A 22,380-nucleotide genomic window follows, 5' to 3' on the forward strand; every position below is an offset into this window, starting at 1 on the left:
TTTTATCTAGAAAACGCAGCATAATGCAGACATAGAATTTAAATCGACATCCATTATTTATTTAAACGGTATTTGAAGTCGCAGACCAATTCAAAAAGAGGCTGCATCTTTAGACGGAGGTTTTTATGCTAACAGCGAATTTAGCGACCATTGTAGGCTTAAGCCTCGTCGCAGCTGCGTTGATTGCTGTTTTCTTTTCGCCTTATCGTCGCTGGTTAAACTTTATGTTGGCAGGTATGGTGTTTTGGGGTTTATTGGAAGTGGTGCGCTACAGTGTGCAAAGCGTATTTGAACTGCCAATTACCTACAGTTACTTGTCGGCAATTTTCTTGGCGATGACTTTGGTGACTTTATTATTATTACGAGAAGACCGTCGGGCAGAGCGTGCTTTGGCAAAACGTCGCTATATCGAACATACCCCAGTCTATGAAGACGATCAGCAGCAGTGCTCAAGCCGCTAAATCGTACAGACTAAATTCAAAAACTTTAAAAAGATGCAACTGGTTTGCATCTTTTTTGCTTTATCTGTACGGCAGTTTGCGCCATCCAAACAGCGACAAAATTTTAACACCCTCCTAAAGATTGTTATACAAAGCCTTGCAGCAAAAAGCGGGAGTTGTGATAGGATGAGTCTGTTCATTATCCAACAATTACAATAGGCTTCACTGTCATGAAACTTTCTGCAATTCCTGTGGTCAAACTTCCTTTGGTTGATGTCAGCACCGATCCACTTGACCTTCTCGTGGCAGGTTTGGCATTGCGTATGAAACAACTGGCACGTACCAGTCCAAAATTTATTGAGTTGGTGCATGAACGCCAGTTCCGTATTCAAATTGGCACAGACTTGGGTATGGCGCGTCAAATTATTGTCAACAATGGACATATTGACACTGTGGCAGGCGATGCAGAAAAAGCCGATTTTATTTTGCAGTTTGCAGACAGCGAGCAAGGCGTAAAAACCTTAATGAAAGGTGATCCAACTGCATTTATGACAGGCATGCAAAATGGCAGCATTAAAATGGAAGGTGATTTTGGCTTATTGGTGTGGTTTAACCAAGCAGCGAAATTGATTCCACCTAAACTACCAAAACCTGTAAAAGAAAAAATTAAAATGGCACGCCAGTTTATTAAACAAAAAACGGGTAAATAAGCTGCTCAGACCCAAACAAAAACCTCTGATCAATTTTTGACAGAGGTTTTTTTATATGTGATTTATTCGACTTCCAAACAAAAAGTCACAGGCCCGTCATTTACCAAATGCACTTTCATATCGGCAGAGAAAATACCTGTTTCCACCCTGTCAAACTGACTTTTGGCATAGTCCACCAATTGTTCATACAGCGCTTTGGCATCGTTTGGGGGCATCGCAGGGCCAAAATCAGGACGTAAACCTTTTTGAGTCTGTGCCATGAGGGTAAATTGTGAAACCAATAACACACTGCCATTGGCCTGACTGACATTCCAACCCATTTTGCCTTGTTCATCATCAAAAAAACGATATTTTAAAATTTTATCAATCAGCTTTTTGCCTTTCTCAAAATTATCGTCTTTGCCTAAGCCCAAAAATACCAAAATACCCTGTTGAATCTCGCCAGTGATTTCACCATCGACCACGACTTTGGCTTCAAGAACTCGTTGTAATAATGCGCGCATGGGGGACTAATTTTCTCAGTGTGGGGGATGGCTGCAGATTGTAGCAAACTTAGGCACTTTGGCGTGCATTAACATCAATCACGAAAGCATCAGAACGGTAGCTGCCCGCAGTGAGGTAAAATATCTTGGGAAGGCTACACTTCAGCAAAGTTGTAACAAGATTGTCGATAAAAGCCCTTTTTTGCTGAATAAAGTATGCTTTAATGCAAGAAGTACCGCGAAATGATGATCCCTATGACCCCCATTATTCAATCTCTGCTCGATACTGATTTATATAAATTCACCATGTTACAGGTGGTGCTGCATAAATTTCCACAAACGCACAGTGTGTATCAATTCCGCTGCCGTAATCTTGAAGATACCGCGTATCCACTGAGCGATATTTTAGCTGAGTTGAATGCGCAGCTTGATCATTTGTGTCAGTTGAAATTTAAAGAAGATGAATTGCAGTATTTGCGTAATTTACGCTTTATTAAAAGTGACTTTGTCGATTATTTAGAATTATTTCAGCTCAAGCGTCGTTTTATTCACGCCAGTATTGATGCGCAAGGTCGTTTGGATATTCGGGTAGAAGGCCCGATGGTACAGGCCATGATGTTCGAGATTTTTGTCCTGGCAATTGTCAATGAACTGTATTTTCAGCGCATCCGTAATGATGAGGTTTGGGCAGAAGGTGAGCGCCGTTTACAGCAAAAAATTGCCCTGATTCAAAGTTACCAACAGCAGCAACTGCCTGAAGATCCACCATTTTTGGTTTCAGATTTTGGTACGCGCCGCCGTTATAGTTTTGCATGGCAAAAGCACGTGATTGCGGCTTTTCATCAAGCTGTACCTGAAGTGTTTCGTGGTACTAGTAATGTACTGTTGGCTAAAGAATTAGGCATTACCCCAATTGGGACAATGGCACATGAGTTTTTACAGGCATTTCAGGCGCTAGATGTACGTTTACGTGACTTCCAAAAAGCCGCACTAGAAACTTGGGTGCAAGAATATCGGGGTGATTTAGGCATTGCCTTGACTGATGTGGTCGGGATGGATGCTTTCCTGCGTGACTTTGATTTGTATTTTGCCAAGTTATTTGATGGCTTGCGACATGACAGTGGCGACCCGTATGTGTGGGGCGATAAAGCTTATGCACATTATAAAAAGCTAAAAATTGACAGTAAAACTAAAATGCTGACCTTCAGTGATGGCTTAAATGTCGAAAAAGCATGGGCCTTGCATCAGTATTTTAAAGACCGTTTTCAGGTTAGTTTTGGGATTGGTACCAACTTAACCAATGATATGGGGCAAACTGCGCTAAATATTGTGTTGAAATTGGTGGAATGTAATGGTCAGTCGGTGGCGAAATTGTCCGATAGTCCGGGTAAAACCATGACCGATAATGACACCTTCTTGGCATATTTACGCCAAGTTTTTGAAATACAAACGCCTGTTTAAAACCTGAGCACATTGAAAAAACCGAAGAAAATCTTCGGTTTTTTTCTAGATTAAAGCATGTGATTGTTAAAATTCTGCGAAAGTTATGAAAAAAACAGCATGCTATCAAAAATGACCTATACTAAGTTAAAGTTGATTGCCAAACAGACTGAACCGCATAAAAATGAGCACTTCTCCATTCAATTTTGGACTGCTGATTGAAGCAGAAGATTTAGTTCCCTTTTTAGGGCATGAAAAATTGCGCATTGTCGATTTGAGCCGCAATTCGGTGTACGAGCAATTGCATCTTCCGCATGCTTTACAGGTCAAACCGAGCATGTTGCTACGTCAGGATGAAGATACATCGGGTTTATTGCCTGAACCCGAGGCTTTACAAGACTTGATTCAGTATTTGAGTATTTCCCCTGAGCATCATGTGGTCGCCTATGACGATGAAGGTGGCGCATGGGCAGGGCGTCTGATTTGGAATTTACACTGTTTAGGCTTTGAAAATACCAGTTTACTAAATGGTGGGATTCACGCATGGTTGGCAGCAGGTTTTCCAACTACTTCTGAGGTTGAACCGCTAACACCCGTCAGCATGCTTGTTCCTGTTGCCGAGCAAAATCAGTATCGAATTCAATATGATGAGCTATTAGAAAAGTGCCAAAACCAGTCGGTGCAACTTTGGGATTGCCGCACCATAGATGAATATACAGGGCTGCGTTTGGCTGCACGACGCGGCGGTCACATTCCTGGGGCATTGCATTTTGAATGGAGTACTGCCCTTAATCGTGAAAATCATTTAAAATTGCATCCCTTAGAACGCACACGACAGCGTCTGGAACAACTCGGATTCAATTTAAACGAACCTGTAGTGGTGTATTGTCAGTCACATCACCGTTCAGGTTTGGCCTACATTTTAGGGCGTTTATTGGGTTGGAAAATTCAGGCCTATGATGGTGCGTGGAGTGAATGGGGCAACCGCCCTGACAGTCCTGTTATTACTGGAGAGTTGCCGTCTTGAGCCTCACATCACGTTTAAAAAAACAAATTTTCATTCAGGCACAACGCGTTGTGCCACAACATCAATTATCACGTGTTGTGGGTAAACTTGCAGCCAGTGAGCATCCTGTGCTCAAAAATGCGGTGATCACTGCATTCAAGGCGCAATACGGCATTGATATGTCTTTGGCAGAACAAAGCAATGCCTTGAAATATAAATCTTTTAATGAATTTTTTACCCGTTCTTTAAAGCAGGGTGTGCGGGAAATTGACAGCAATCCGAACAGCATTGTATCGCCTGCAGATGGGGCGATTTCGCAGCTAGGTAAAATAGAAGATGGGGCAATTTTTCAGGCCAAAGGTCAGCAATTTACTGTTGAAAACTTAATTGCCGACCCGCAATTGGCTGAACCATTTAAAAATGGTCAATTTGCAACCGTGTATTTATCTCCGCGCGATTATCACCGTGTACACATGCCTTTTGCAGGCACACTCACCGAAACTTTATATGTGCCAGGTGAGTTGTTTTCTGTCAATCAAACCACAGCCGAAAATATTCCGGGTTTATTTGCCCGCAATGAGCGCATGGTGTGTTTGTTTGATACCGAACTGGGGCGTATGGCAGTTGTTTTAGTGGGTGCCATGATTGTAGCGGGCATTGAAACCGTGGCGACAGGCAAGGTCAAACCATCGGGGCGTTTGGAGCTGAATCAGCACCAATTATTCCTTGAAAAAGGTGCAGAATTAGGACGTTTTTATTTGGGTTCAACCGCGATTGTTTTGTTTGAAGAAAATAAAATGCAGTGGGATGCCGAATTCAAAGCCAACTCTGTGGTGGAAATGGGGAAAAAGTTAGGCTTTTTACTTTAATTTTCAATTTATAACGTTACAATTATCCCTCAATATTAAATATCTGCCTATTTTGTAGGCAGATGCATTATAAAGTGAGGGTTTTATTTATGTGGTTATGGATTTTACTTGCCTTAATTGCAGCGATTATTTATTTGGTTCTTACTTCTTATAATTCGCTGCAGCGTAAGGCGCATGATATTAAAGAGTCTTTATCCAATATTTCTGTCTCAATTAGTAAAAAAGTTAATTTAATTAATCAGCTTATGGATGTTGTTCGAGGTTATCAAGAAAGTGAGCAATTGACACATTTAACAGTAGTTAAAGAAACAGGAATGAATGCTATCTATTCTAGTTATCAAGATAGTAATATGATGTTAACGAACTTACAGGGTATGGCTGAGAGATACCCTGATTTAAAGGCAGACCAACAATACCATCGCTTAATTACAAATATTGAGCAATGTGAGCATGAAATTTCTCAATGGCGCAATGAATATAATGCTCGCGTGAAAGCTTATAACTCACATCGTTCATCTATCCCTACGATTTTTGTTGCTAACGGGATGGGTTTTTCTGAAGCACCATATCTTGATTTAACAATAGAAAATGCAGAACAAACTATTTTAAAAGATTTTAAAATGGATGATGGAGAGCGTTTGAATGCTTTATTTAAATCAGCAAAAGATAATATTGTAGATGGTTCTAAAGCCTTAGCCTCAACCTCTAAAGTTGTATTGGATAAAGCAGCAGATACAAGCAAAAAAATTGCGTCTAGTGAACAAGTACAAGGAATTGTAGATAAAGCAAATGTTTATATGGGGAAGCCAAGTACAACTAAATTCTTCTATTTATTATCTGATTCGACACCAAAAGGTCCTGTAAAAATAGAAGAAATTATTATGTTGGCTGAAGATCCAAATTGGGTTGAACAAGTGCGTTTATCAGAAGTCGGGACAGAACAGTGGATGAGCTTTGAAGAATGGACTACGCTTCATACACAACCAACACTGCAATTACAACAACGTGATATATAACTAAATAGACCCTCCCTTCTTATATTATCAGAGGGGAGAGTTTTCCTATTAAATCTCGTAATACAAACGTTCTTTCGGGAACACAGCTTTGAATATAGAGCCTTGATTTTCTTTAGATTCGACTTCTAAGTGTGCATTATGCTGCATCAAAACGTGCTTCACAATTGCCAAACCTAAGCCTGTACCACCAGTTTGTCGGCTACGTGCGCTGTCTACACGATAAAAGCGTTCGGTTAAGCGTGGTAAGTGTTTCGGATCAATCCCGATGCCTGTATCTTCCACAGTAAAATAACCTTGATTGCCATCATCATGCCAGCCAATGGTAATTGTCCCGCCTTTCGGGGTGTATTTAATTGCGTTAGTGATCAGGTTGCTAAAGGCACTGGCCAGTTCTACGTCTGAACCAATCAGATCATAATGACTGTCAATATTTAAGTTGAGCGTATGTCCATAATCGACGTTATAGGCATGTGCATCGTCAAATAATTGATTCATTAAACTTGGCATTTCAATGATTTGATTTTTGGCGATGGTTTTTTCATTTTCCAGACGCGACAGCAGCAGCAGGTCATTTACCAAAGCGTTCATGCGTCGGGTTTGTGACTGCATTTGCTCAAAAGCACGTTTCCAACGCGGGTTAATATCTTCCTGATCGGTAAAGGTTTCGATATAACCACTCAGCACCGTTAGCGGAGTGCGTAATTCGTGTGAAATATTATCGACAAAGTCTTTACGCATTTGTTCTAGGTTATGCATACGCGTCATGTCGTAAGCAAATAACAAACGGCTATCACCACCAAACTGAGTCATTTTGACTTGCACATATTGCCCTTCATGCACGCTAGATTTCATTTTTAAACCGTCAGGTGCTTGATCAATATGATTAAAATATTCAATAAAACTAGGTTGGCGCAAAATAGTGAGGATGTTGCGTCCACGGTCTAAAGGCTGAATACCCAATAGCTTTTCAGCAGCAGGGTTCCACCATTCAATTTGATGATTTTCATCAATCAGCATCACGGCTTCATCCAACGCCACCAATGAAGACTGGGCGCGATCAATCAACCCGACCATTTCGGCCTGAACGATACGTTCCTGACGTTGTGAGCGATAAACATTGAACAGTAATGCACCCCAAATACCATGCAGATTTGGCGGCACATCATAAGGACGATTGGAAATCCAATCATTAACTAAATAGAGGGAGCGCATTTGCTGAAGAAAAAACAGCAAAAAGGCGAGGCTAATACAAATCCAAAAATACCCAATCCCAAAACCAATCAAGCTTGCAATAATTAGGAAAAAGGCCAATAAACGAAAATCTTGTTTGGCAAAAGTCCATAAACTGCTGTAACGAACTTGTTTGAGGTCACGGGCGAGTTCAGGGACTGGGTAAGGTTCGTACATAAAATAATTTTAGCCTAAAGCAACATCCGCACGTGTCGAGAAGCGATAGCCTGTACCACGTACCGTTTGTACAAAACGGTCTACGCCATACGGTTCTAAAACTTTACGTAAACGACGAATATGCACATCAATAGTTCGGTCTTCAATATATACATTGCCGCCCCAGACTTGGTCAAGCAATTGCGCTCGGGTGTAAGCGCGCTCTGGGTGCGTCATAAAGAACGCCAATAGACGATATTCGGTTGGGCCCATTTCTAAAATATTGTCACCAAAACTGACACGCTGGCTGACTGGGTCCAAAATTAAACCGTTGGCATCAATAGTTTTTTCACCGCTTAAGGCATTGGCACGACGTAAGACCGCTTTAATACGTGACACCAGTTCACGGGTCGAGAACGGCTTAGTCATGTAGTCGTCCGCGCCAGCATCTAAACCTTGAACTTTGTGATCTTCTTCGCCACGTGCAGTGAGCATAATCACAGGAATTTCAGCAAGGTTGTCATCGCGTTTTAGGCGACGGCACAAGTCTACACCGCTGACACCGCCTGGCATCATCCAATCAAGCAAGATAAGCGCTGGACGTTGATCGACAATCATCTGATGAGCTTGTTTTGCATCTTCTGCTTGTAAGCACTGAAAGCCTGCCATATCTAAAGAGGTATGGATCATCTCCCGAATTGGAAGTTCGTCATCGACGATTAAAATGTAGTCATCTTTCACAACGTAATATCCTATAGATGTTAACGGTGGACCGTTTTATTTATGACAGGCTTATTACAAAGATTAATTATGACAGTATCATTGCAGAAAGGGTTGAATGGGCTATTTTTGCAATAATTTGTGACAAAGTAGTGTCGATTTGATGAAAAAACTGAACAGATTCAGTCAAAGTAAAATAATGAAATTAAAAAATATTATGAATATTTTTCAGTTTTATGACAGGTAGCTGGAATCTTTATCAAGCACTTGCTCTTTGTCTGAAAAGGTTTGAAGCAGTGATAAAAATACAATACGGCAAGACGACAAAACATCTTCCATCGATTGTTTAAAATCACTCATGACCCAGCGAATTGCAATTTGGGTGACATACCCATTTAAGCCTGTGGCAACCAATGAAATTTCACGGTTAGGGCGGTCTAAATGCGGCATCATCAACATCACAAAGGCCTGAATCATACGGTCAAAACGTGACATGGTTTCGTGAATAGTGGCCTGATTATGCAGTTCCTGTACCAACATGGCATCTATATAAATAATACGTGCCATTTGTGGGTTGTTTTTTAGGGTGGTCAGCAAGGCGGTCAGGCCTGCATCAATCATTTTTTTCGGGTCGGTGGATGCCTGCATAATGGCTTGCATGACATTTTGCTGCAATTCATCAATCAGTTTTAAAAAAATAGTCTGAAATAGTTCTTCGCTTTTTTTAAAGGATTCGTAAAAGTAACGCTCGGTCAGTTTGGCTTCGGTACAAATATCTTTGACAGTCACGGCAAAAAAACCATGCGTACCATAGGCCTGAATACCCGCTTCAATCAGTTTTTCCCGACGTGCCTGTTTGCGTTCAGTTAAAGACAGACCTTTAAACTGACGTTCTTTTTGTTGTTTCTGGGTGGTTTTTTCTGTTTCTGCAGTCACGGGCAGTTGTTCTGTCATGTTCAGTTAAGCCAAATAAGAACCGTAATTAGGCTTTATACTAGCAATAATTATCTGTTAAACCTATGTTTTCAGATTCATTTGCGATATTCGTACTGGCTTATATTGACAATACTTATTGTCAAAATTATATTTAAACCACAGCGCATCGCACAGCCCTACAAAACAACAAGCAGGTCTGAACTGTGCACGCCACATACTCAAGGAAATCACATGAAAAATTTTAAAAATAAAGTTGCCGCAATTACAGGCGCAGGCTCGGGTATTGGGCAGCAATTGGCTGTTCTATTGGCGAAGCAAGGCTGTCATTTATCGCTCAGTGATGTGAATGAACAAGGTTTGGCGCAAACAGTGGATTTGCTCAAAGACAGTAATGTGCGCGTGACCATTAAAAAGGTGGATGTTTCTAAATTAGAACAAATGCGCGAATGGGCAGCTGAAACTGTACAAGATCACGGCTCGGTGAATATGATTTTTAATAATGCAGGCGTGGCTTTGGGTTCTACTGTAGAGGGTGCAACTTACGAAGAACTGGAGTGGATTGTTGGGATTAACTTTTGGGGCGTGGTGTATGGCACCAAAGAGTTTTTGCCTTTAATTAAACAAACAGGCGATGGCCATATTATTAATATTTCCAGTTTGTTTGGTTTAACCGCACAACCGACTCAGTCGGCCTATAACGCAACCAAATTTGCGGTGCGTGGTTTTACAGAGTCTTTGCGTCAGGAATTGGACTTGGAAAACTGTGGTGTGAGTGCATTGAGTGTACATCCAGGCGGGATTCGTACCAATATTGCCAATAACGCAAAAATGAATGACAGCATGCGCACGTTGGGTATGAATCCTGAAAAATCGACACGTGCGTTTAACAAATTATTGCGTTGCCCGCCTGAAGAAGCAGCGCGTCAAATTTTAGAAGCAGTACAAAAAGATAAACGCCGCTTATTGATTGGTAATGATGCGAAAACCTTAGACTTGATTCAGCGTATTGTTCCAACGGGTTATCAAAAAGTCACAGCATGGGCAACCAAGCTGGGTAAAAAACGTAGTTAATCTAATCTAGACTAAACCATTCAGACCAAAACCTGAATGGTCTTTTTCTTCCAGACGAATTGATAATACGCGCCTTGACCGATGCACAGGCTCACAAATGCCAAGGCATAGGCATACCAAATACCTTCCAAGCCCCAGCGTTGACTAAACAAATAGGCACATGGCACTTCAATCAGCACAATGGCTAAAATATTGATGATCATTGGCACATTGACCGTGCCACTGGCGCGCATAATAGAGGCAAAAATTGCACTGGCACCAAAAAATAAAATGGCCCATAGCACAATAAATAAGAGTTGCTGACCCAGTACCACCACTGCAGGATCGGTAATAAACAGCGCCATCAGATATTTAGAAAATAAATAACCCAAGGTGACTAAAATACCTGTAATTAGCAGATTCATGCCCAAGGCAGTACGGGTGACTTTGGCCAGTAATTCGGCTTTGCCTGCACCAATGGCTTGTGCTGCAAAAATTGAAGCAGCTATGGCAATGGATAGCGCAGGAAATTGAATATAGTTCAACACCTGATTAACTGCACCATAGGCAGCAGTGGCCTCAGCACCGTGGCGATTGACCAAACCGACAATCACCAAACCCGCCAGAGAGGTGGTGACCATTTGTAAGCCTGTAGGAATGCCTAAGCGTAAAATCATCTTGCTTAGATTGGGTTGATGCCGAATTTGACGTAGCAGATGCCTATCCATTTTTAGGGGATGGTTCTTTTTATTTAGATAAATCACCAAAAAAATTAAAACAGCCAGATAACCTAAAATGGTGGCAATGGCCGGTGCAATAATGCCCAAACGTGGAAAGCCAAAATAACCTGCAATCAGGATGGGGGTAATCACCAATCCCATTAAACTAGTCAAACTCAGGGCAATGAGTGGCGTAAGGCTATCGCCCACTCCACGTAAAATAGAGGTATAGATAATATAAACAAATAGCAGCGGACTGCCTGCCAGCATCCATTGCACATAAGGTACTGAAAGATGCATCACTTTCGGGTCAGTGCCCAGTAATAGTAGAATTTGCTTGGCAAAAATTACGCCCAAGCAGGCAATAATACTGCCCCCAATTAGGGTCATAAATAAAGTTGAACCCACAATACAGCGTACTTTTTCGACATTTTGTGCGCCCCATGCTTGTCCGACTAGCACGGTCGATCCTGCTGAGAGTCCAATCACAAAGGCCATCAGGCAAAAAATAATCGGAAAAAATACCGACACTGCAGCAATTGCATCGACCCCGAGCATTTGTCCCACAAACACAGTATTAATGGTGCCTGAGAGATTTTGCAAAATATTGGTGGCAATCAGCGGCAATAGAAACACCAAAAAGGTTTTCCAAAGCTGAGGGTGATCGACCAATGCCTGAGGTCTTGCCATGCCAAATCCTGCGTTTGAACTGCGGTTGTTTTATTCACCCTAGCATGATTCACTCCTAAAAAGCCTTAGCTTTTCAGTAACTCAGCGATGCTACTCCTGACTTAAACTGCCGATAAAATTTCCGCTGCACGTAACAGCGTCTCGGTTTTTTTGGCAAAGCAGAAACGAATTAAACGTAAGTCATCAGGCGGGCTTTGATAAAATGCAGACACGGGAATACCGACAATGCCATGTTGCTCGGCAAGGAAATGGCACATGTCTACGGCATTTAAATCAGGACGGATATTGCTGTAATCCAAATTTTGAAAATACGTGCCCTGTGCAGGACTCAACTGAAAACGTGATTGAGCAATACCATGATTAAATAAATCACGTTTGGCCTGATAAAAGCCTGCCAGCTCTGCAATATGTTCAGGATGCTGCTGCATATAGTTGGCCAGTGCCACTTGCACAGGCGTCACCCCGCAGAAATTCACAAACTGATAGGCTTGGCGGAAGAGCTGCATTAAAGCAGGTGCAGCTGCACAGTAGCCTGTTTTCCAACCTGTGACATGAAAGGTTTTACCAAAAGAACCGACAACGAAACTACGCTCTCTGAGTTCAGGAAAAGACAGTGCAGAACGGTGTTGTTGATCATCAAAGACCAAATGTTCATAGACTTCATCGGACAGTACCACAATGTTATGTGCCTGAATCAGGTGAATTAACTGTTGCCACTCTTGTTCTGACCATACCGTGCCTGTGGGGTTGTGTGGTGTGTTGATGATGATCATGCGGGTTTTGGCATGAATCGCATCTTTAGCCCTATTCCAGTCCACCTGAAAATGCGGAGCTTGCAATGGAATGTGCACAGCTTTTGCACCCAGCAGCTTTGCACATGGGGCATAGCTGTCATAACTCGGGTCAAAAATAATGACTTCATCGCCTGCTTGCAGCACGGTTTGCATAATGCTAAAAATGGCAAGGGTTGCCCCTGGGGTGATGGTAATTTCACTGACAGGGTCAAGCTGTAATTGATCGCGCTGCAAAAACTGCTGCGCCAGTTGTTCACGCAGTGGTAAGTAGCCATCACCTGAAGGATATTGATTGAAACCTGCATGTGTGGCGTGGCTTAAAGCATCTAGTAGTGCTGCAGGTGCAGGAAAGTCGGGAAAACCCTGCGATAAATTTAAGGCATTGAGTTGTTGTGCCAAGTTAGACATAGTACTAAAAATACTCAGACCTTGAGCAGGCAGTTTTGCGTGAATATCGAGCATAGAGAGTTCTGGTTATGGCAGCAGCTTGTTTTACATCGTAGCTTTTTCAGGCGTGAATGCAAATGGGGGTAAGTGCGGTGATGTAGCTTGAGTAGATCATTCGGGGCATTATTTTTATTTAATACCTCAAGATCGTCTTATCAAAAACTTGCATCTTAAATCCACTCCACCAATGCCCGAATAACCCCCAATCCTAGACCAATAAATGCACCTACGACCACACCATTGACCCGAATCATGTGTAAATCACCACCGACTTCGTTTTCAATTTTACCAATCATTTCGCGCGAGTCCCATTCGTGAATACGCTCACTAATAAAACGAATCACTTTTTCACTATATTGATCAGACAAATTCACCGCAATCGTACTCATTTTTTCATTCAGTAACTGACGTACTGCGGTATTTGCAATAATATTTTCACCGACTTGCTGAATGGCAACACGCAGATTTTGCGCAATTCCTGAATCAGGTTTTTGTAAATCTTGCTTAATCGCATTACAGAGAATGACCACGGCACCACTGATAAAATTCAAAACTTGTGGACTGTCTAACAGAGCATTTTTAGTATCATTTAGGCGCAGACTGGCACTGCTGTTGTTATCTGCCAGTTGTAACATCAGTTGTTGCCCAGCCTCTTCAATTTTTTGTCGCCAAGGATGTTCAGGGTCTGCCAGCATGGATTCGACCCGTTGCAGTAAAGAATCTATAGTGCGTTGCTGCACATCAATTCCAATCCAGCTCGCACCTTTGGCCAGTTTCCACACGCCAAGTTCTTTAAATAATTGACCGGTCAATTCACGGCTTTTTTCAGGATGTTTCAGCATCCAGTCATGGGCAAGGTCTAAACCGCGTTGCAGCACATCCTGATGGAAGTCATTTTCCAAAACTGCACGCAGCATTTCACTGGCCAAGAGGTTGACCTGCGTGTTGCGAACCCATTGCACACTATTGCTTTGAATAAAGCGGCCAATTTGTTCTTGCCCGACAAATTCAAAAATTTTCGGTACAGTCTGCTGAATGACTTGGGTCACTTGCGCATTATTTTGTGGATTGGCCAGCCATTTGCCCACGGCTAAAGATAAGTCAGTGCTGTGCAGGCTTTTTTGTACAACGTGTGGCGATAAAAAGTTTTCCTGCACAAAGCGCCCCATCGACTCGGCAATACGGTCTTTGTTGCGTGGAATAATTTCGGTGTGATCACGTAAGAATTTAGGAATTGGCATTTTGCCAAAAGGATTGCGAAACAGCACCGTAATCGCATACCAGTCTGCCAGACCACCGACCACGCCTGCTTCGGCAGACAGCATTAGTATGTGAATCAACCACGTATATTCAGGCAGTAATTTTGCGGTTAGCATTAATGCTAGCCATGCCAGCACGGCAATCACTAAAGCAATGGTGGCAAAGCGTTTACTGCGTTGCAGACTCGGAGAGGTATGCTGCGAGCTGCTCGCTAAAGTGTGGTCAGACGCTGTATTCATGCAGGCATCCTTATCTCATTAGGGCGCGGCAGGGGCAGAGGTTGGTGGGGTTAATGGTTGTCCTGTTGGACTTAAACCATATTTTGCCCCCAGTGATTGTAAAATTAGGCTCGCATCAAAGGCATCTTCAGGTGCAGATTTTTGATCTTTAAAACACTGAATGGTGTAAGACACTTGAGTCGGATCGAGGGTGACCACTTGCGGCATATCATAGAATGGGTCAGGCCAGAATGGTGCGCGACGATGATAATATCCATACGGCGAATAGCTATACGGATAGTAACTTGGTGCAGGGTAAACCACGGCTTGTCTAGGTGGTTTCTGGCTACGATTACTCGGATCATCTAAAACTTTAAAAAAGCGAAAACCATGTTGCAGCGTGGTTTGTGCTGCTTTCACCAAAGTAATTTCTTCTGCAGTGCCAAAACTCATGTTATGACCCGCTAAAAAACTAATCCGATAGGTTTGCGCATTCAGTGGTGTGGTGCTGTATTGCCCCAACTGTTCAAAGCTGAGCGGTTTAGAGGGTGTCGTGGCACAGCCTGTAAACAGCAAACTGCTGGCAAGGGCAAGACCGAGTAGGGAATATTTCATGTGAAAGCTCCTGTACACATCAACCAGCCAAGACAAGCTCGCCAGTTAGAAACTGCTATTGGGTTGGGTTAAAAACTCAAGTTCTTCTGCACTCGAAGGACGTCCCAACACCTGATTCCGATGTGGATAACGTCCAAAACGGTCAATAATCACTTTATGTTTCAGTTCATAGCCCAACACGGTGGGGTCATTCAAACTTTCAAACAACGTTAATGCGACTTCGTGAATACGTTTGGATTCACTGTGCATAAACGGCATATATAAAAAACGGCGTTCGGTTGGGTTTAAGTCCTGATCCAATTTTAAGTGAATCATTTCCTGTGCCAACACCAAGGCCATTCCATCTTGGGCAAAGGCACGCGGGTCATTACGGTATAAATTACGTGATAATTGATCTAAAACAATGATTTCAGCCAAACGACCTGCAGGTGTTTCGCGCCATGTCCATAATTCTCCTTGTGCCGCTTGTTGCAGTACATCGGTAAATTTTTCTGCGAGCAGGGCATCAAATTCTGCGCTTTTGACAAACCAGTTCGGTTCTGCAGCAGGAGAAAACCAAAAATCTAAAAAATCTTGATAATTCATACGCTTTATTATTTACCTCTGTTCTTTTGATTATAAAATCACAAATTTAGCATGTCTTATAGTGCAACTTTGTGATAAAAAATTGCCAAATTAAAATTTATTGACGTTGACCACTTTATAAAATGTCAGCATGCCCCAAAATCATCATTTTGTTAGAAAAAACAGCCCAAGCGCATGTGCTGATGCCAAATCAAGTTATACTTGAACGGTAGCAATTTCATCTCAGATCATCTGCATGATAGAGAAAATTGCCACCGACCCAAAATCAGCCTGTGGTTTATGTCGTATTTGTAGTGTATTGGATTAAGCGAGAGTGTAATGAGTCAACCCGAACCAAATGCGCAAGATGTTCTACCAACATGGGTAGACGCTGCGTTGCTTCAAGGGATGTTGCGCGGGATTGAACGCGAAAGTCTGCGTATGCAAAGCGATGGCTTCTTGTCGCAGCAAGCACATCCTCAAGCCTTGGGTTCGGCACTCACACATCCGCATATTACTACGGACTATTCCGAAGCGTTGATGGAGTTCATTACTCCACCGCAAAGCAGCATTCAACACGCGCTTGATTATTTGCGAGATATTCATAGCGTGGTGCATCAGCACTTAGGCGAAGGTGAAAAACTTTGGCCGCTGTCGATGCCGTGTATGCTCGATGAAACCGATGACGGTATTCCACTGGCGCAATATGGCAGCTCCAATATTGGGCGCTTTAAAACCTTGTATCGCCGTGGTTTAGGTGTGCGCTATGGTCGCCGTATGCAGACCATTTCAGGGGTGCATTATAATTTATCCTTCCCTGAACATTTATTTGCCGCCTTGCAACAACATGAAAGTGATGAGCAGCTCAAAGCACTGAGTTTGCAAGATTATCGTAGTCATCGTTATTTAGGTTTAATTCGTAACTTTATTCGTTTAACGCCATTGGTGATGTTTTTAGTCGGTGCGAGTCCATCGGTTTGTCAGTGTTTTATGACAGGGCGTGAACATCATTTGTTGCCGTTGTTAAGAGGCACGTTGTATTTACCGTATGCGACTGCGTTGCGTATGGGTAACTTTGGCTATCAAAACTCGGCGCAGAAAAAACTTGGTATTCATTACAATGACTTAACAGGTTATTTAGATGGTTTGCAAAAAGCCGTGAAAACCCCGTACTTGCCATTTAGCCGCTTAGGTTTAGATGATGCTACGGGTGAGCCAATTCAAATTAATGACCATGTGCTGCAAATCGAAAATGAGTACTACAGTTTGGTGCGCCCAAAACAAGTACCACAAGAAGGTGAAACCCCATCTCAAGCACTTGCCAATCGTGGTATTGGTTATGTCGAATTACGTGCGGTAGATGTTAATCCGTATAGCCCAATTGGGATAGATGAACATACCGCAGGCTTTTTGGAAGTCTTAGCATTGTATTGTTTGTTGCAAGACAGCCCAGCCTTGTTAGATGCGGAACAAAGCATCATCGAAAAAAATCAGGCCGAAGTGGTCAATCGTGGGCGTGCGCCAAATGCGCACATTCAAGAGAGCGATGTTAAAACCCCAATTGAAGCGTGGGGACAGCAGTATGTCACCGCCATGCAACCTTTGGCTGCTTTACTCGACCAAAGTTATGCGACGCAGCTGTATTCTCAAGCTTTAGAACGCATGATGGTGCGTTTGCATGAAGTCGATGAAACTCTGTCGGCACACATGATTGCCGATACTATTCGTCATGGTGGTACGTGGGGCTTTGGCAGTTATATGGCACAGCAACATGCACATGCGTATGAACAACATACGCTTCGTCCTGAAACACAAACATATTTTGATGAAATTGCAGTGCAATCTATTCAGCAACAACAACAACTTGAACAAGCACAAGGTCTGAGTTTTGCAGACTATGTCGCACAATATAGATAACAGTTCAGGGATTTAAACATGCAATTGAGTTATCGTCTGCTAAGTGGTGTTTTATTTTTAGCCAGTGTCATTGGGATGACATTTGCATTGTATTTGGAGCATGTGCAAGGTTTAGCGCCGTGTCCACTGTGCGTTTTTCAGCGGGTGGGCCTAATTGCATTGGGTTTGGTTTCACTGATTGCTTTTGTGCATAACCCTAAATCTAACGTGGTTAAGCGTATTTACGCGCTGTTCGGCAGTATTGGAATTTTATGGTCGGTGGGTGTGGCAGCACGTCATGTTTGGCTGCAAAACTTACCGCCCGATCAAGTGCCAAGCTGCGGCCCAGGACTGGATTATTTGGTAGATGCTTTACCCATGAAAGCTGTGTTGCAACAAGTGCTGTCGGGTTCAGGTGAATGTGCTGTGATTGATTGGACGTTCTTGGGGCAGTCTTTACCCGTGTGGTCATTGCTGTTCTTTAGCGTGTTGGCACTCATCAGTTTATGGCAATTGCTGCGTAACTATCCGTTTGTGGCATCGACTACATTTGGCAAAGTGAAGAAAAAATAAATTCTGGGAGCTTACCCACTGAATTGATAAAAATGCGTCATCCATAAAATTGCGATGGCGCATTTTTTTGTGTATTTGTTGAAAATCTATCTACCAATCATCGTGTTGTAGGGTATTTTGAACTGCTTGCACTGTGTTAGGTGAGCGCAATGCCTTCTAAACTTGACCAATCGCCAATAAATTCATGAATTTGCTGCTCTGGTACTTCTTCATGCGCAGGATAAAACCATTTCACCAATTGCTCTGCCACACTCGGATGATATTGCAATTGAAAGTGGTTCAGACCATAGAACACAGCTTTGTGCGATTCAGGCAGTTTTAATTGAAAACGTGGGTTAGGATGTTCCCCCAAAGCACTTTTTATACTGACCAAATAATCGCCAATGACTTTGCGGGTCAGGTTCTGCTTTTTCTCAAACTCAATGCTGCCTGCCACGAAATAAGCATTAATGTGGGTTGGCAAAGGTGCAGGTTTACGGTTGTCATCTATCTGCCCAATTCGTGCCTGATTGTGTTCCCAGTCATCATCTCGCACACTACCATAGCGCAAATCTAAAATACCGTTGCTGCGAATATTGACCAAATGCCCGACAATTTTCACAATGGGGAAGCGACCTAATTTTTCCTGTAAATGGAAACCAAAACGCTCTAAAACTGCCCCATGATGTGGTGAGCCCAAACAAACCAGATTTTCAACCAAGTGAATCCAGTGCTGTAAATTTTGCTTGCCGTAAAATAGCGCACTGCGCGATACCAAACCGCCCATGCTGTGCCCAATTAAATCAATACTGGTAATTTTAGGATGGCGCTGAATTAAATCATCTAAGGTATTGGCAAGGCTGCGACCATTGGCAGAAATGCGACGTCCTGTATTGTAATTCAGATATAGCATGGTGTTATGGTCACGTTGAGCCAGTAATTTTTCACCAAAGCCACCAAATTGATGTGTAGTCCAATCGAGGTGATTACGGCATAAACCGTGCACAAAAATTACCACACGCCCAGACAAATCGCCTTGTTGAACTTCGCCATAATGGTCATAGAGCACCATAGGTAAGGCGAGCGGATTTTGCTGTTCGAGTAGATAATCTCCCAGTATGCCATTCAGTACACCCACTAAAAAATGCAGGCTTGGTGTAAGTGCCTTGTCATGTAAGTTGGGAAATTGCGCAATAATTTTACGTAAACCAGGCGCAATAAAGTGATAGCCGTATTGTTGTAAGCTGTGGAATGTAAACTTATACAACTTTTGAAAAGTCGCAGTTTTTTGAAACTTTTGAGAGCGTTGTTCGCTCATGCCAAATACGCTGAGCAAAACTTCACGCTGAATGGTTTGAATCACTTCGCTCATCACGGCATTCAGGCGCGTGCTGACCAACTGAGCCAAGCCTTCTAGTACATCGGCCTGACTTGGAGGTGTACGGTCCCATCTACAATAGGTTTCATGGAGCGGTGTTAAACTTGGCATACTGTGTTGCCCCTTGTGTTCCCATATACCGAACGCTTTATTTTTACTTGGGTTCGCGGTATAAACTCAAGGGTCTGCTGGCATTTCATGAATTTACAAGATTGCAAATTTTTAGCTGAATTGTCACCAAACCCGATACTTTTATTTTATCGTGTTCATCTTGAACTACTTGTAAAATACCGATGACTGCCAAGATGTTCGCATCTTTTTGTCTAACAATTGCATTTTTCCATGAAAATTAAATTAAAAACGCAAAATAAGTGCTGTATCGGCTAAAAAATGAATGGTGTTGCTCAGAAATGTCACGCATGAATTTAATTTATTTACATGGTTTTCAAAGTAGTCCCTTGTCCATGAAAGGGCAGCTATTGTATGCCTATGTGCAGCAGCATCGCCCTGATATTCAGATGCATTTGCCCGATTTAAATGCTCCACCTTTAGCGGTTTTGGCAAACGTATCGGCATTGATTCGACGTTTGCCCAATGTGGCATTGGTGGGCAGCAGTCTAGGCGGTTTTTATGCGACACAACTGGTCGCACAGCATCATGTGCCTGCTGTTGTGATTAACCCTGCTATGCGACCATGGCAATTGTTTCAGGACTTGTTTGGCGATGTGCTGCCCTATGTGGTACATCCGAACTGGAGCTTAACTGCAGCGCAATTGGATGACTTAGCAGACATTGCGTTGCCAGTTGCGCAAGATGCAGACAAAATATTGGTGTTATTGCAACAAGGCGATGAAGTTTTGGATTATCGTGAAGCGCAGCGTTATTATAGTGCTGCCTCACCTTCGGCCATGATCATGACTGAAGCGCACGGCAATCATGCCATGGATGATTTTGCAGACAAAATTCCGATGTTACTGCAATTTTTATCGGATTCCCTAGCTTAAGGAAACAGTACAACGTGTCTCAATATACCGCTCAGTCTCTTGAAGTTTTATCTGGTTTAGATCCAGTACGTCGTCGCCCGGGCATGTATACCGACACCACACGTCCAAACCATTTGGCGCAAGAAGTTATTGATAATGCGGTGGATGAAGCACTTGCAGGGCATGCCAATAAAATTACCGTAAAAGTCTATAAAGATGGCTCTTTGTCGGTAGAAGACAATGGCCGTGGTATGCCTGTCGATATTCACCCAGAATACGGGCAAAGCGGGATTGAAATTATTCTGACCAAGCTGCATGCAGGCGGTAAGTTCAGCACCGACAACTACCAATTTTCGGGCGGTTTGCACGGGGTCGGTATTTCTGTAGTGAATGCCTTGTCCAGTCGGGTTGAAGTGACCGTACAGCGTCAGGGCAACCTGTATAAAATGGCTTTTGATCAGGGCGAAGCTGCTGCACCTTTAGAAGTCTTGGAAGGCAAAGCCCCAAAACGTGCTTCGGGTACGTTGGTACATTTCTGGCCTGAAGCTAAATATTTCGATTCACCTAAATTTGCGCTAAAAGCCTTAAAACACAATTTAAAAGCCAAAGCGGTACTAGCTGCAGGTTTAGAAATTCATTACATTGATGAAATTAACGATGAAAAAATTGTCTGGCAGTTTGAAAATGGTCTAGTCGACTATTTGATGGATGAGCTGGAAGATCGAGAGATTGTACCTGCCCCTGCTTTTGTGGCGACAGGTGAGGCAGAACGTGCTAGTGCAGAATTTGCAATTTGTTGGAACGTAGAAGGTGGCGAGCAAATTCAGGAAAGTTATGTCAACTTGATTCCGACTGCGCAAGGCGGTACGCATGTCAATGGACTACGTTCTGGTGTGACCGATGCTTTACGTGAGTTCTGTGAATTACGCAATTTATTGCCGCGCAATTTAAAGCTATCTGCCGAAGATGTTTGGGATGGGGTTAACTACATTTTATCGTTAAAGTTCCAAGAGCCACAGTTTTCTGGGCAGACCAAGGAGCGTTTATCGAGCCGTGAAGCGGCAAGCATTATGCAGAATATCGCCAAAGATGCTTTTGCCTTGTGGTTGAACCAAAATTCTGACATTGCCATGCAATTGGCAGAAATGGCAATTTCCAAAGCAGGTCGTCGTTTAAAAGCAGCGAAAAAAGTAGAACGTAAAAAAATCGTTTCAGGCCCAGCTTTGCCGGGTAAATTAGCCGACTGCGTGGGACAAACCCGTGAAGAATCGGAACTGTTTATTGTAGAAGGTGACTCTGCAGGTGGTTCTGCTAAGCAAGCGCGTGATAAAAACTTTCAGGCGATCATGCCAATTCGTGGAAAAATTTTAAATACGTGGGAAGTGTCTTCGGACGAGGTTTTGGGTTCGCAGGAGGTACACGATATTGCAATTGCGATTGGGGTTGACCCAGGTAGTGATGATTTATCTGAATTGCGTTACGGTAAGGTTTGTATTTTGGCCGATGCCGACTCAGATGGTTTACACATTGCCACTTTGCTGTGTGCTTTATTCGTGAAACATTTCCCAAGTTTGGTGGAAGATGGGCATTTATACGTCGCCATGCCGCCGTTATTCCGTATTGATGACGGTAAAGATGTGCATTATGCGCTGGATGAAGATGAGTTAGAAAACACGCTGAAAAAAGCCAAAACCAAAAATCCGCAAATTACCCGATTTAAAGGTTTGGGTGAAATGAATGCCAGTCAGTTACGTGAAACCACGATGGATCCAAATACACGCCGTTTGGTGCAACTCGATTTGGATGATAGTCATTTTACCGCAGGTTTATTGGATAAATTGCTGGCTAAAAAACGCTCTGCAGACCGTAAAGTGTGGTTAGAGCAAAAAGGTAATTTAGCCGATTTGGCGGTTTAAGCTGATTTAATTTAGAAAAAGCATCCATTATTTCAAAAAAGTAATGGATGCTTTTTATTGTAATTTTGATTGGTGTTTATAATTCAATATTTTCAGGCCATAAAAAATATCCACCATATTGACTGGTTTTAAATTCTGCACCTACGTCTTTGCCTTGTTGAGTGAGTAAGCTGTCATTAAAAAGTAAACATGTATTCTTTTCCGAATTGGTTTGATACTCTCTCCACCCATTGCTCTATTTTATCAGCTGTCATGACTTGAAAATCTCGCCAATAATATTTCATCTGCTTCCA

General features: G+C 42.7%; 21 protein-coding genes and 1 pseudogene. 11 read left to right on the forward strand and 11 right to left on the reverse strand.

The window, feature by feature from the left end; genetic code table 11:
• The first annotated feature begins 125 nt into the window (after nt 1-125).
• Complete coding sequence (gene aciT / locus FTV43_RS11070; RefSeq protein WP_004974137.1) at nt 126-461, forward strand: ciprofloxacin tolerance protein AciT; 336 nt, start codon at nt 126-128, stop codon at nt 459-461.
• Between the two features lie 209 nt (nt 462-670).
• Complete coding sequence (locus tag FTV43_RS11075) at nt 671-1,150, forward strand: hypothetical protein (RefSeq protein WP_004974140.1); 480 nt, start codon at nt 671-673, stop codon at nt 1,148-1,150.
• A 62-nt stretch (nt 1,151-1,212) separates the two neighbouring features.
• Here the strand turns inward: FTV43_RS11075 and dtd are convergent, their stop codons facing one another.
• Nucleotides 1,213-1,653 carry a D-aminoacyl-tRNA deacylase gene (gene dtd / locus FTV43_RS11080; protein WP_004974142.1) on the reverse strand — a complete coding sequence of 147 codons (441 nt, stop codon included), beginning with the start codon at nt 1,651-1,653 and terminating at the stop codon, nt 1,213-1,215.
• 234 nt (nt 1,654-1,887) lie between these two features.
• Here dtd and pncB point away from each other — a divergent pair, with 234 nt between their 5' ends.
• The 4 genes from pncB to FTV43_RS11100 all read left to right on the forward strand — a co-directional run bounded on the left by pncB (nt 1,888) and on the right by FTV43_RS11100 (nt 5,963).
• Nucleotides 1,888-3,093 carry a nicotinate phosphoribosyltransferase gene (gene pncB, locus FTV43_RS11085; protein ID WP_131261228.1) on the forward strand — a complete coding sequence of 402 codons (1,206 nt, stop codon included), beginning with the start codon at nt 1,888-1,890 and terminating at the stop codon, nt 3,091-3,093.
• A 163-nt stretch (nt 3,094-3,256) separates the two neighbouring features.
• Nucleotides 3,257-4,099: a sulfurtransferase gene (locus FTV43_RS11090; protein WP_167846417.1), complete on the forward strand. Its 843-nt coding sequence runs from the start codon at nt 3,257-3,259 to the stop codon at nt 4,097-4,099.
• Nucleotides 4,096-4,947, forward strand: a complete 852-nt coding sequence (gene asd / locus FTV43_RS11095; RefSeq protein WP_104852745.1) for an archaetidylserine decarboxylase — start codon at nt 4,096-4,098, stop codon at nt 4,945-4,947. Before FTV43_RS11090 ends, asd begins: the two co-directional genes overlap by 4 nt.
• 89 nt (nt 4,948-5,036) lie before the next feature.
• Complete coding sequence (locus FTV43_RS11100; protein ID WP_158660398.1) at nt 5,037-5,963, forward strand: LemA family protein; 927 nt, start codon at nt 5,037-5,039, stop codon at nt 5,961-5,963.
• 48 nt (nt 5,964-6,011) lie between these two features.
• Here the strand turns inward: FTV43_RS11100 and phoR are convergent, their stop codons facing one another.
• The 3 genes from phoR to FTV43_RS11115 form a co-directional block, all read right to left on the reverse strand.
• A complete protein-coding gene (gene phoR, locus FTV43_RS11105) occupies nt 6,012-7,370 on the reverse strand; it encodes a phosphate regulon sensor histidine kinase PhoR (RefSeq protein ID WP_179995469.1) in 1,359 nt (452 codons plus the stop codon).
• A gap of 9 nt (nt 7,371-7,379) precedes the next feature.
• Entirely contained in the window at nt 7,380-8,090 is a 711-nt protein-coding gene (gene phoB, locus FTV43_RS11110) for a phosphate regulon transcriptional regulator PhoB (RefSeq protein WP_004974162.1), read from the reverse strand.
• A gap of 213 nt (nt 8,091-8,303) precedes the next feature.
• A complete protein-coding gene (locus FTV43_RS11115) occupies nt 8,304-9,023 on the reverse strand; it encodes a TetR/AcrR family transcriptional regulator (protein ID WP_179995470.1) in 720 nt (239 codons plus the stop codon).
• A gap of 213 nt (nt 9,024-9,236) precedes the next feature.
• Here FTV43_RS11115 and FTV43_RS11120 point away from each other — a divergent pair, with 213 nt between their 5' ends.
• Entirely contained in the window at nt 9,237-10,076 is an 840-nt protein-coding gene (locus FTV43_RS11120; RefSeq protein ID WP_179995471.1) for an SDR family oxidoreductase, read from the forward strand.
• A gap of 20 nt (nt 10,077-10,096) precedes the next feature.
• Here the strand turns inward: FTV43_RS11120 and FTV43_RS11125 are convergent, their stop codons facing one another.
• From FTV43_RS11125 to FTV43_RS11145, 5 genes are all read right to left on the reverse strand, one after another.
• Complete coding sequence (locus FTV43_RS11125; protein ID WP_179995472.1) at nt 10,097-11,464, reverse strand: MATE family efflux transporter; 1,368 nt, start codon at nt 11,462-11,464, stop codon at nt 10,097-10,099.
• Between the two features lie 101 nt (nt 11,465-11,565).
• Nucleotides 11,566-12,720 (reverse strand): methionine aminotransferase, encoded by a 1,155-nt coding sequence (locus FTV43_RS11130; protein ID WP_179995473.1) that lies wholly within the window; start codon nt 12,718-12,720, stop codon nt 11,566-11,568.
• Between the two features lie 155 nt (nt 12,721-12,875).
• Nucleotides 12,876-14,204, reverse strand: a complete 1,329-nt coding sequence (locus FTV43_RS11135) for a DUF445 domain-containing protein (RefSeq protein ID WP_179995474.1) — start codon at nt 14,202-14,204, stop codon at nt 12,876-12,878.
• Nucleotides 14,205-14,222: 18 nt separating this feature from the next.
• Nucleotides 14,223-14,798: a hypothetical protein gene (locus FTV43_RS11140; RefSeq protein ID WP_179995475.1), complete on the reverse strand. Its 576-nt coding sequence runs from the start codon at nt 14,796-14,798 to the stop codon at nt 14,223-14,225.
• 45 nt (nt 14,799-14,843) lie between these two features.
• Complete coding sequence (locus tag FTV43_RS11145) at nt 14,844-15,383, reverse strand: DUF924 family protein (RefSeq protein WP_167846415.1); 540 nt, start codon at nt 15,381-15,383, stop codon at nt 14,844-14,846.
• Nucleotides 15,384-15,701: 318 nt separating this feature from the next.
• On the opposite strand from FTV43_RS11145, the gene gshA reads away from it, so the two are divergent.
• Together gshA and FTV43_RS11155 are read left to right on the forward strand one after the other, a co-directional pair.
• A complete protein-coding gene (gene gshA, locus FTV43_RS11150; RefSeq protein ID WP_096901506.1) occupies nt 15,702-17,279 on the forward strand; it encodes a glutamate--cysteine ligase in 1,578 nt (525 codons plus the stop codon).
• An 18-nt stretch (nt 17,280-17,297) separates the two neighbouring features.
• Nucleotides 17,298-17,831, forward strand: a complete 534-nt coding sequence (locus tag FTV43_RS11155; RefSeq protein ID WP_004974176.1) for a disulfide bond formation protein B — start codon at nt 17,298-17,300, stop codon at nt 17,829-17,831.
• 136 nt (nt 17,832-17,967) lie between these two features.
• Here the strand turns inward: FTV43_RS11155 and FTV43_RS11160 are convergent, their stop codons facing one another.
• Nucleotides 17,968-19,299 (reverse strand): alpha/beta fold hydrolase, encoded by a 1,332-nt coding sequence (locus FTV43_RS11160; RefSeq protein ID WP_179995476.1) that lies wholly within the window; start codon nt 19,297-19,299, stop codon nt 17,968-17,970.
• A gap of 308 nt (nt 19,300-19,607) precedes the next feature.
• On the opposite strand from FTV43_RS11160, the gene FTV43_RS11165 reads away from it, so the two are divergent.
• Both FTV43_RS11165 and parE read left to right on the forward strand, forming a co-directional pair.
• On the forward strand, nt 19,608-20,192 hold the full coding sequence (locus tag FTV43_RS11165) for a YqiA/YcfP family alpha/beta fold hydrolase (RefSeq protein WP_026438348.1): 585 nt from the start codon (nt 19,608-19,610) through the stop codon (nt 20,190-20,192).
• A 14-nt stretch (nt 20,193-20,206) separates the two neighbouring features.
• A complete protein-coding gene (gene parE, locus FTV43_RS11170; protein ID WP_004974183.1) occupies nt 20,207-22,087 on the forward strand; it encodes a DNA topoisomerase IV subunit B in 1,881 nt (626 codons plus the stop codon).
• Nucleotides 22,088-22,263: 176 nt separating this feature from the next.
• Here the strand turns inward: parE and FTV43_RS11175 are convergent.
• Nucleotides 22,264-22,380 (reverse strand): annotated as a pseudogene (locus FTV43_RS11175) (transposase); the annotation flags it as partial.

The sequence above is a fragment of the Acinetobacter sp. YH16053 genome, from assembly GCF_013417035.1.
In the GTDB taxonomy this organism is placed as follows: Bacteria; Pseudomonadota; Gammaproteobacteria; order Pseudomonadales; family Moraxellaceae; genus Acinetobacter; species Acinetobacter towneri.

Coding starts and splice junctions, on each gene's coding strand:
- aciT (WP_004974137.1), top strand. CDS start 126: ATGCTAACAGCGAATTTAGCGACCATTGTAGGCTTAAGCCTCGTCGCA.
- FTV43_RS11075 (WP_004974140.1), top strand. CDS start 671: ATGAAACTTTCTGCAATTCCTGTGGTCAAACTTCCTTTGGTTGATGTC.
- dtd (WP_004974142.1), bottom strand. CDS start 1,653: ATGCGCGCATTATTACAACGAGTTCTTGAAGCCAAAGTCGTGGTCGAT.
- pncB (WP_131261228.1), top strand. CDS start 1,888: ATGACCCCCATTATTCAATCTCTGCTCGATACTGATTTATATAAATTC.
- FTV43_RS11090 (WP_167846417.1), top strand. CDS start 3,257: ATGAGCACTTCTCCATTCAATTTTGGACTGCTGATTGAAGCAGAAGAT.
- FTV43_RS11100 (WP_158660398.1), top strand. CDS start 5,037: ATGTGGTTATGGATTTTACTTGCCTTAATTGCAGCGATTATTTATTTG.
- phoR (WP_179995469.1), bottom strand. CDS start 7,370: ATGTACGAACCTTACCCAGTCCCTGAACTCGCCCGTGACCTCAAACAA.
- FTV43_RS11115 (WP_179995470.1), bottom strand. CDS start 9,023: ATGACAGAACAACTGCCCGTGACTGCAGAAACAGAAAAAACCACCCAG.
- FTV43_RS11120 (WP_179995471.1), top strand. CDS start 9,237: ATGAAAAATTTTAAAAATAAAGTTGCCGCAATTACAGGCGCAGGCTCG.
- FTV43_RS11125 (WP_179995472.1), bottom strand. CDS start 11,464: ATGGCAAGACCTCAGGCATTGGTCGATCACCCTCAGCTTTGGAAAACC.
- FTV43_RS11130 (WP_179995473.1), bottom strand. CDS start 12,720: ATGCTCGATATTCACGCAAAACTGCCTGCTCAAGGTCTGAGTATTTTT.
- FTV43_RS11135 (WP_179995474.1), bottom strand. CDS start 14,204: ATGAATACAGCGTCTGACCACACTTTAGCGAGCAGCTCGCAGCATACC.
- FTV43_RS11140 (WP_179995475.1), bottom strand. CDS start 14,798: ATGAAATATTCCCTACTCGGTCTTGCCCTTGCCAGCAGTTTGCTGTTT.
- FTV43_RS11145 (WP_167846415.1), bottom strand. CDS start 15,383: ATGAATTATCAAGATTTTTTAGATTTTTGGTTTTCTCCTGCTGCAGAA.
- gshA (WP_096901506.1), top strand. CDS start 15,702: ATGAGTCAACCCGAACCAAATGCGCAAGATGTTCTACCAACATGGGTA.
- FTV43_RS11155 (WP_004974176.1), top strand. CDS start 17,298: ATGCAATTGAGTTATCGTCTGCTAAGTGGTGTTTTATTTTTAGCCAGT.
- FTV43_RS11160 (WP_179995476.1), bottom strand. CDS start 19,299: ATGCCAAGTTTAACACCGCTCCATGAAACCTATTGTAGATGGGACCGT.
- FTV43_RS11165 (WP_026438348.1), top strand. CDS start 19,608: ATGAATTTAATTTATTTACATGGTTTTCAAAGTAGTCCCTTGTCCATG.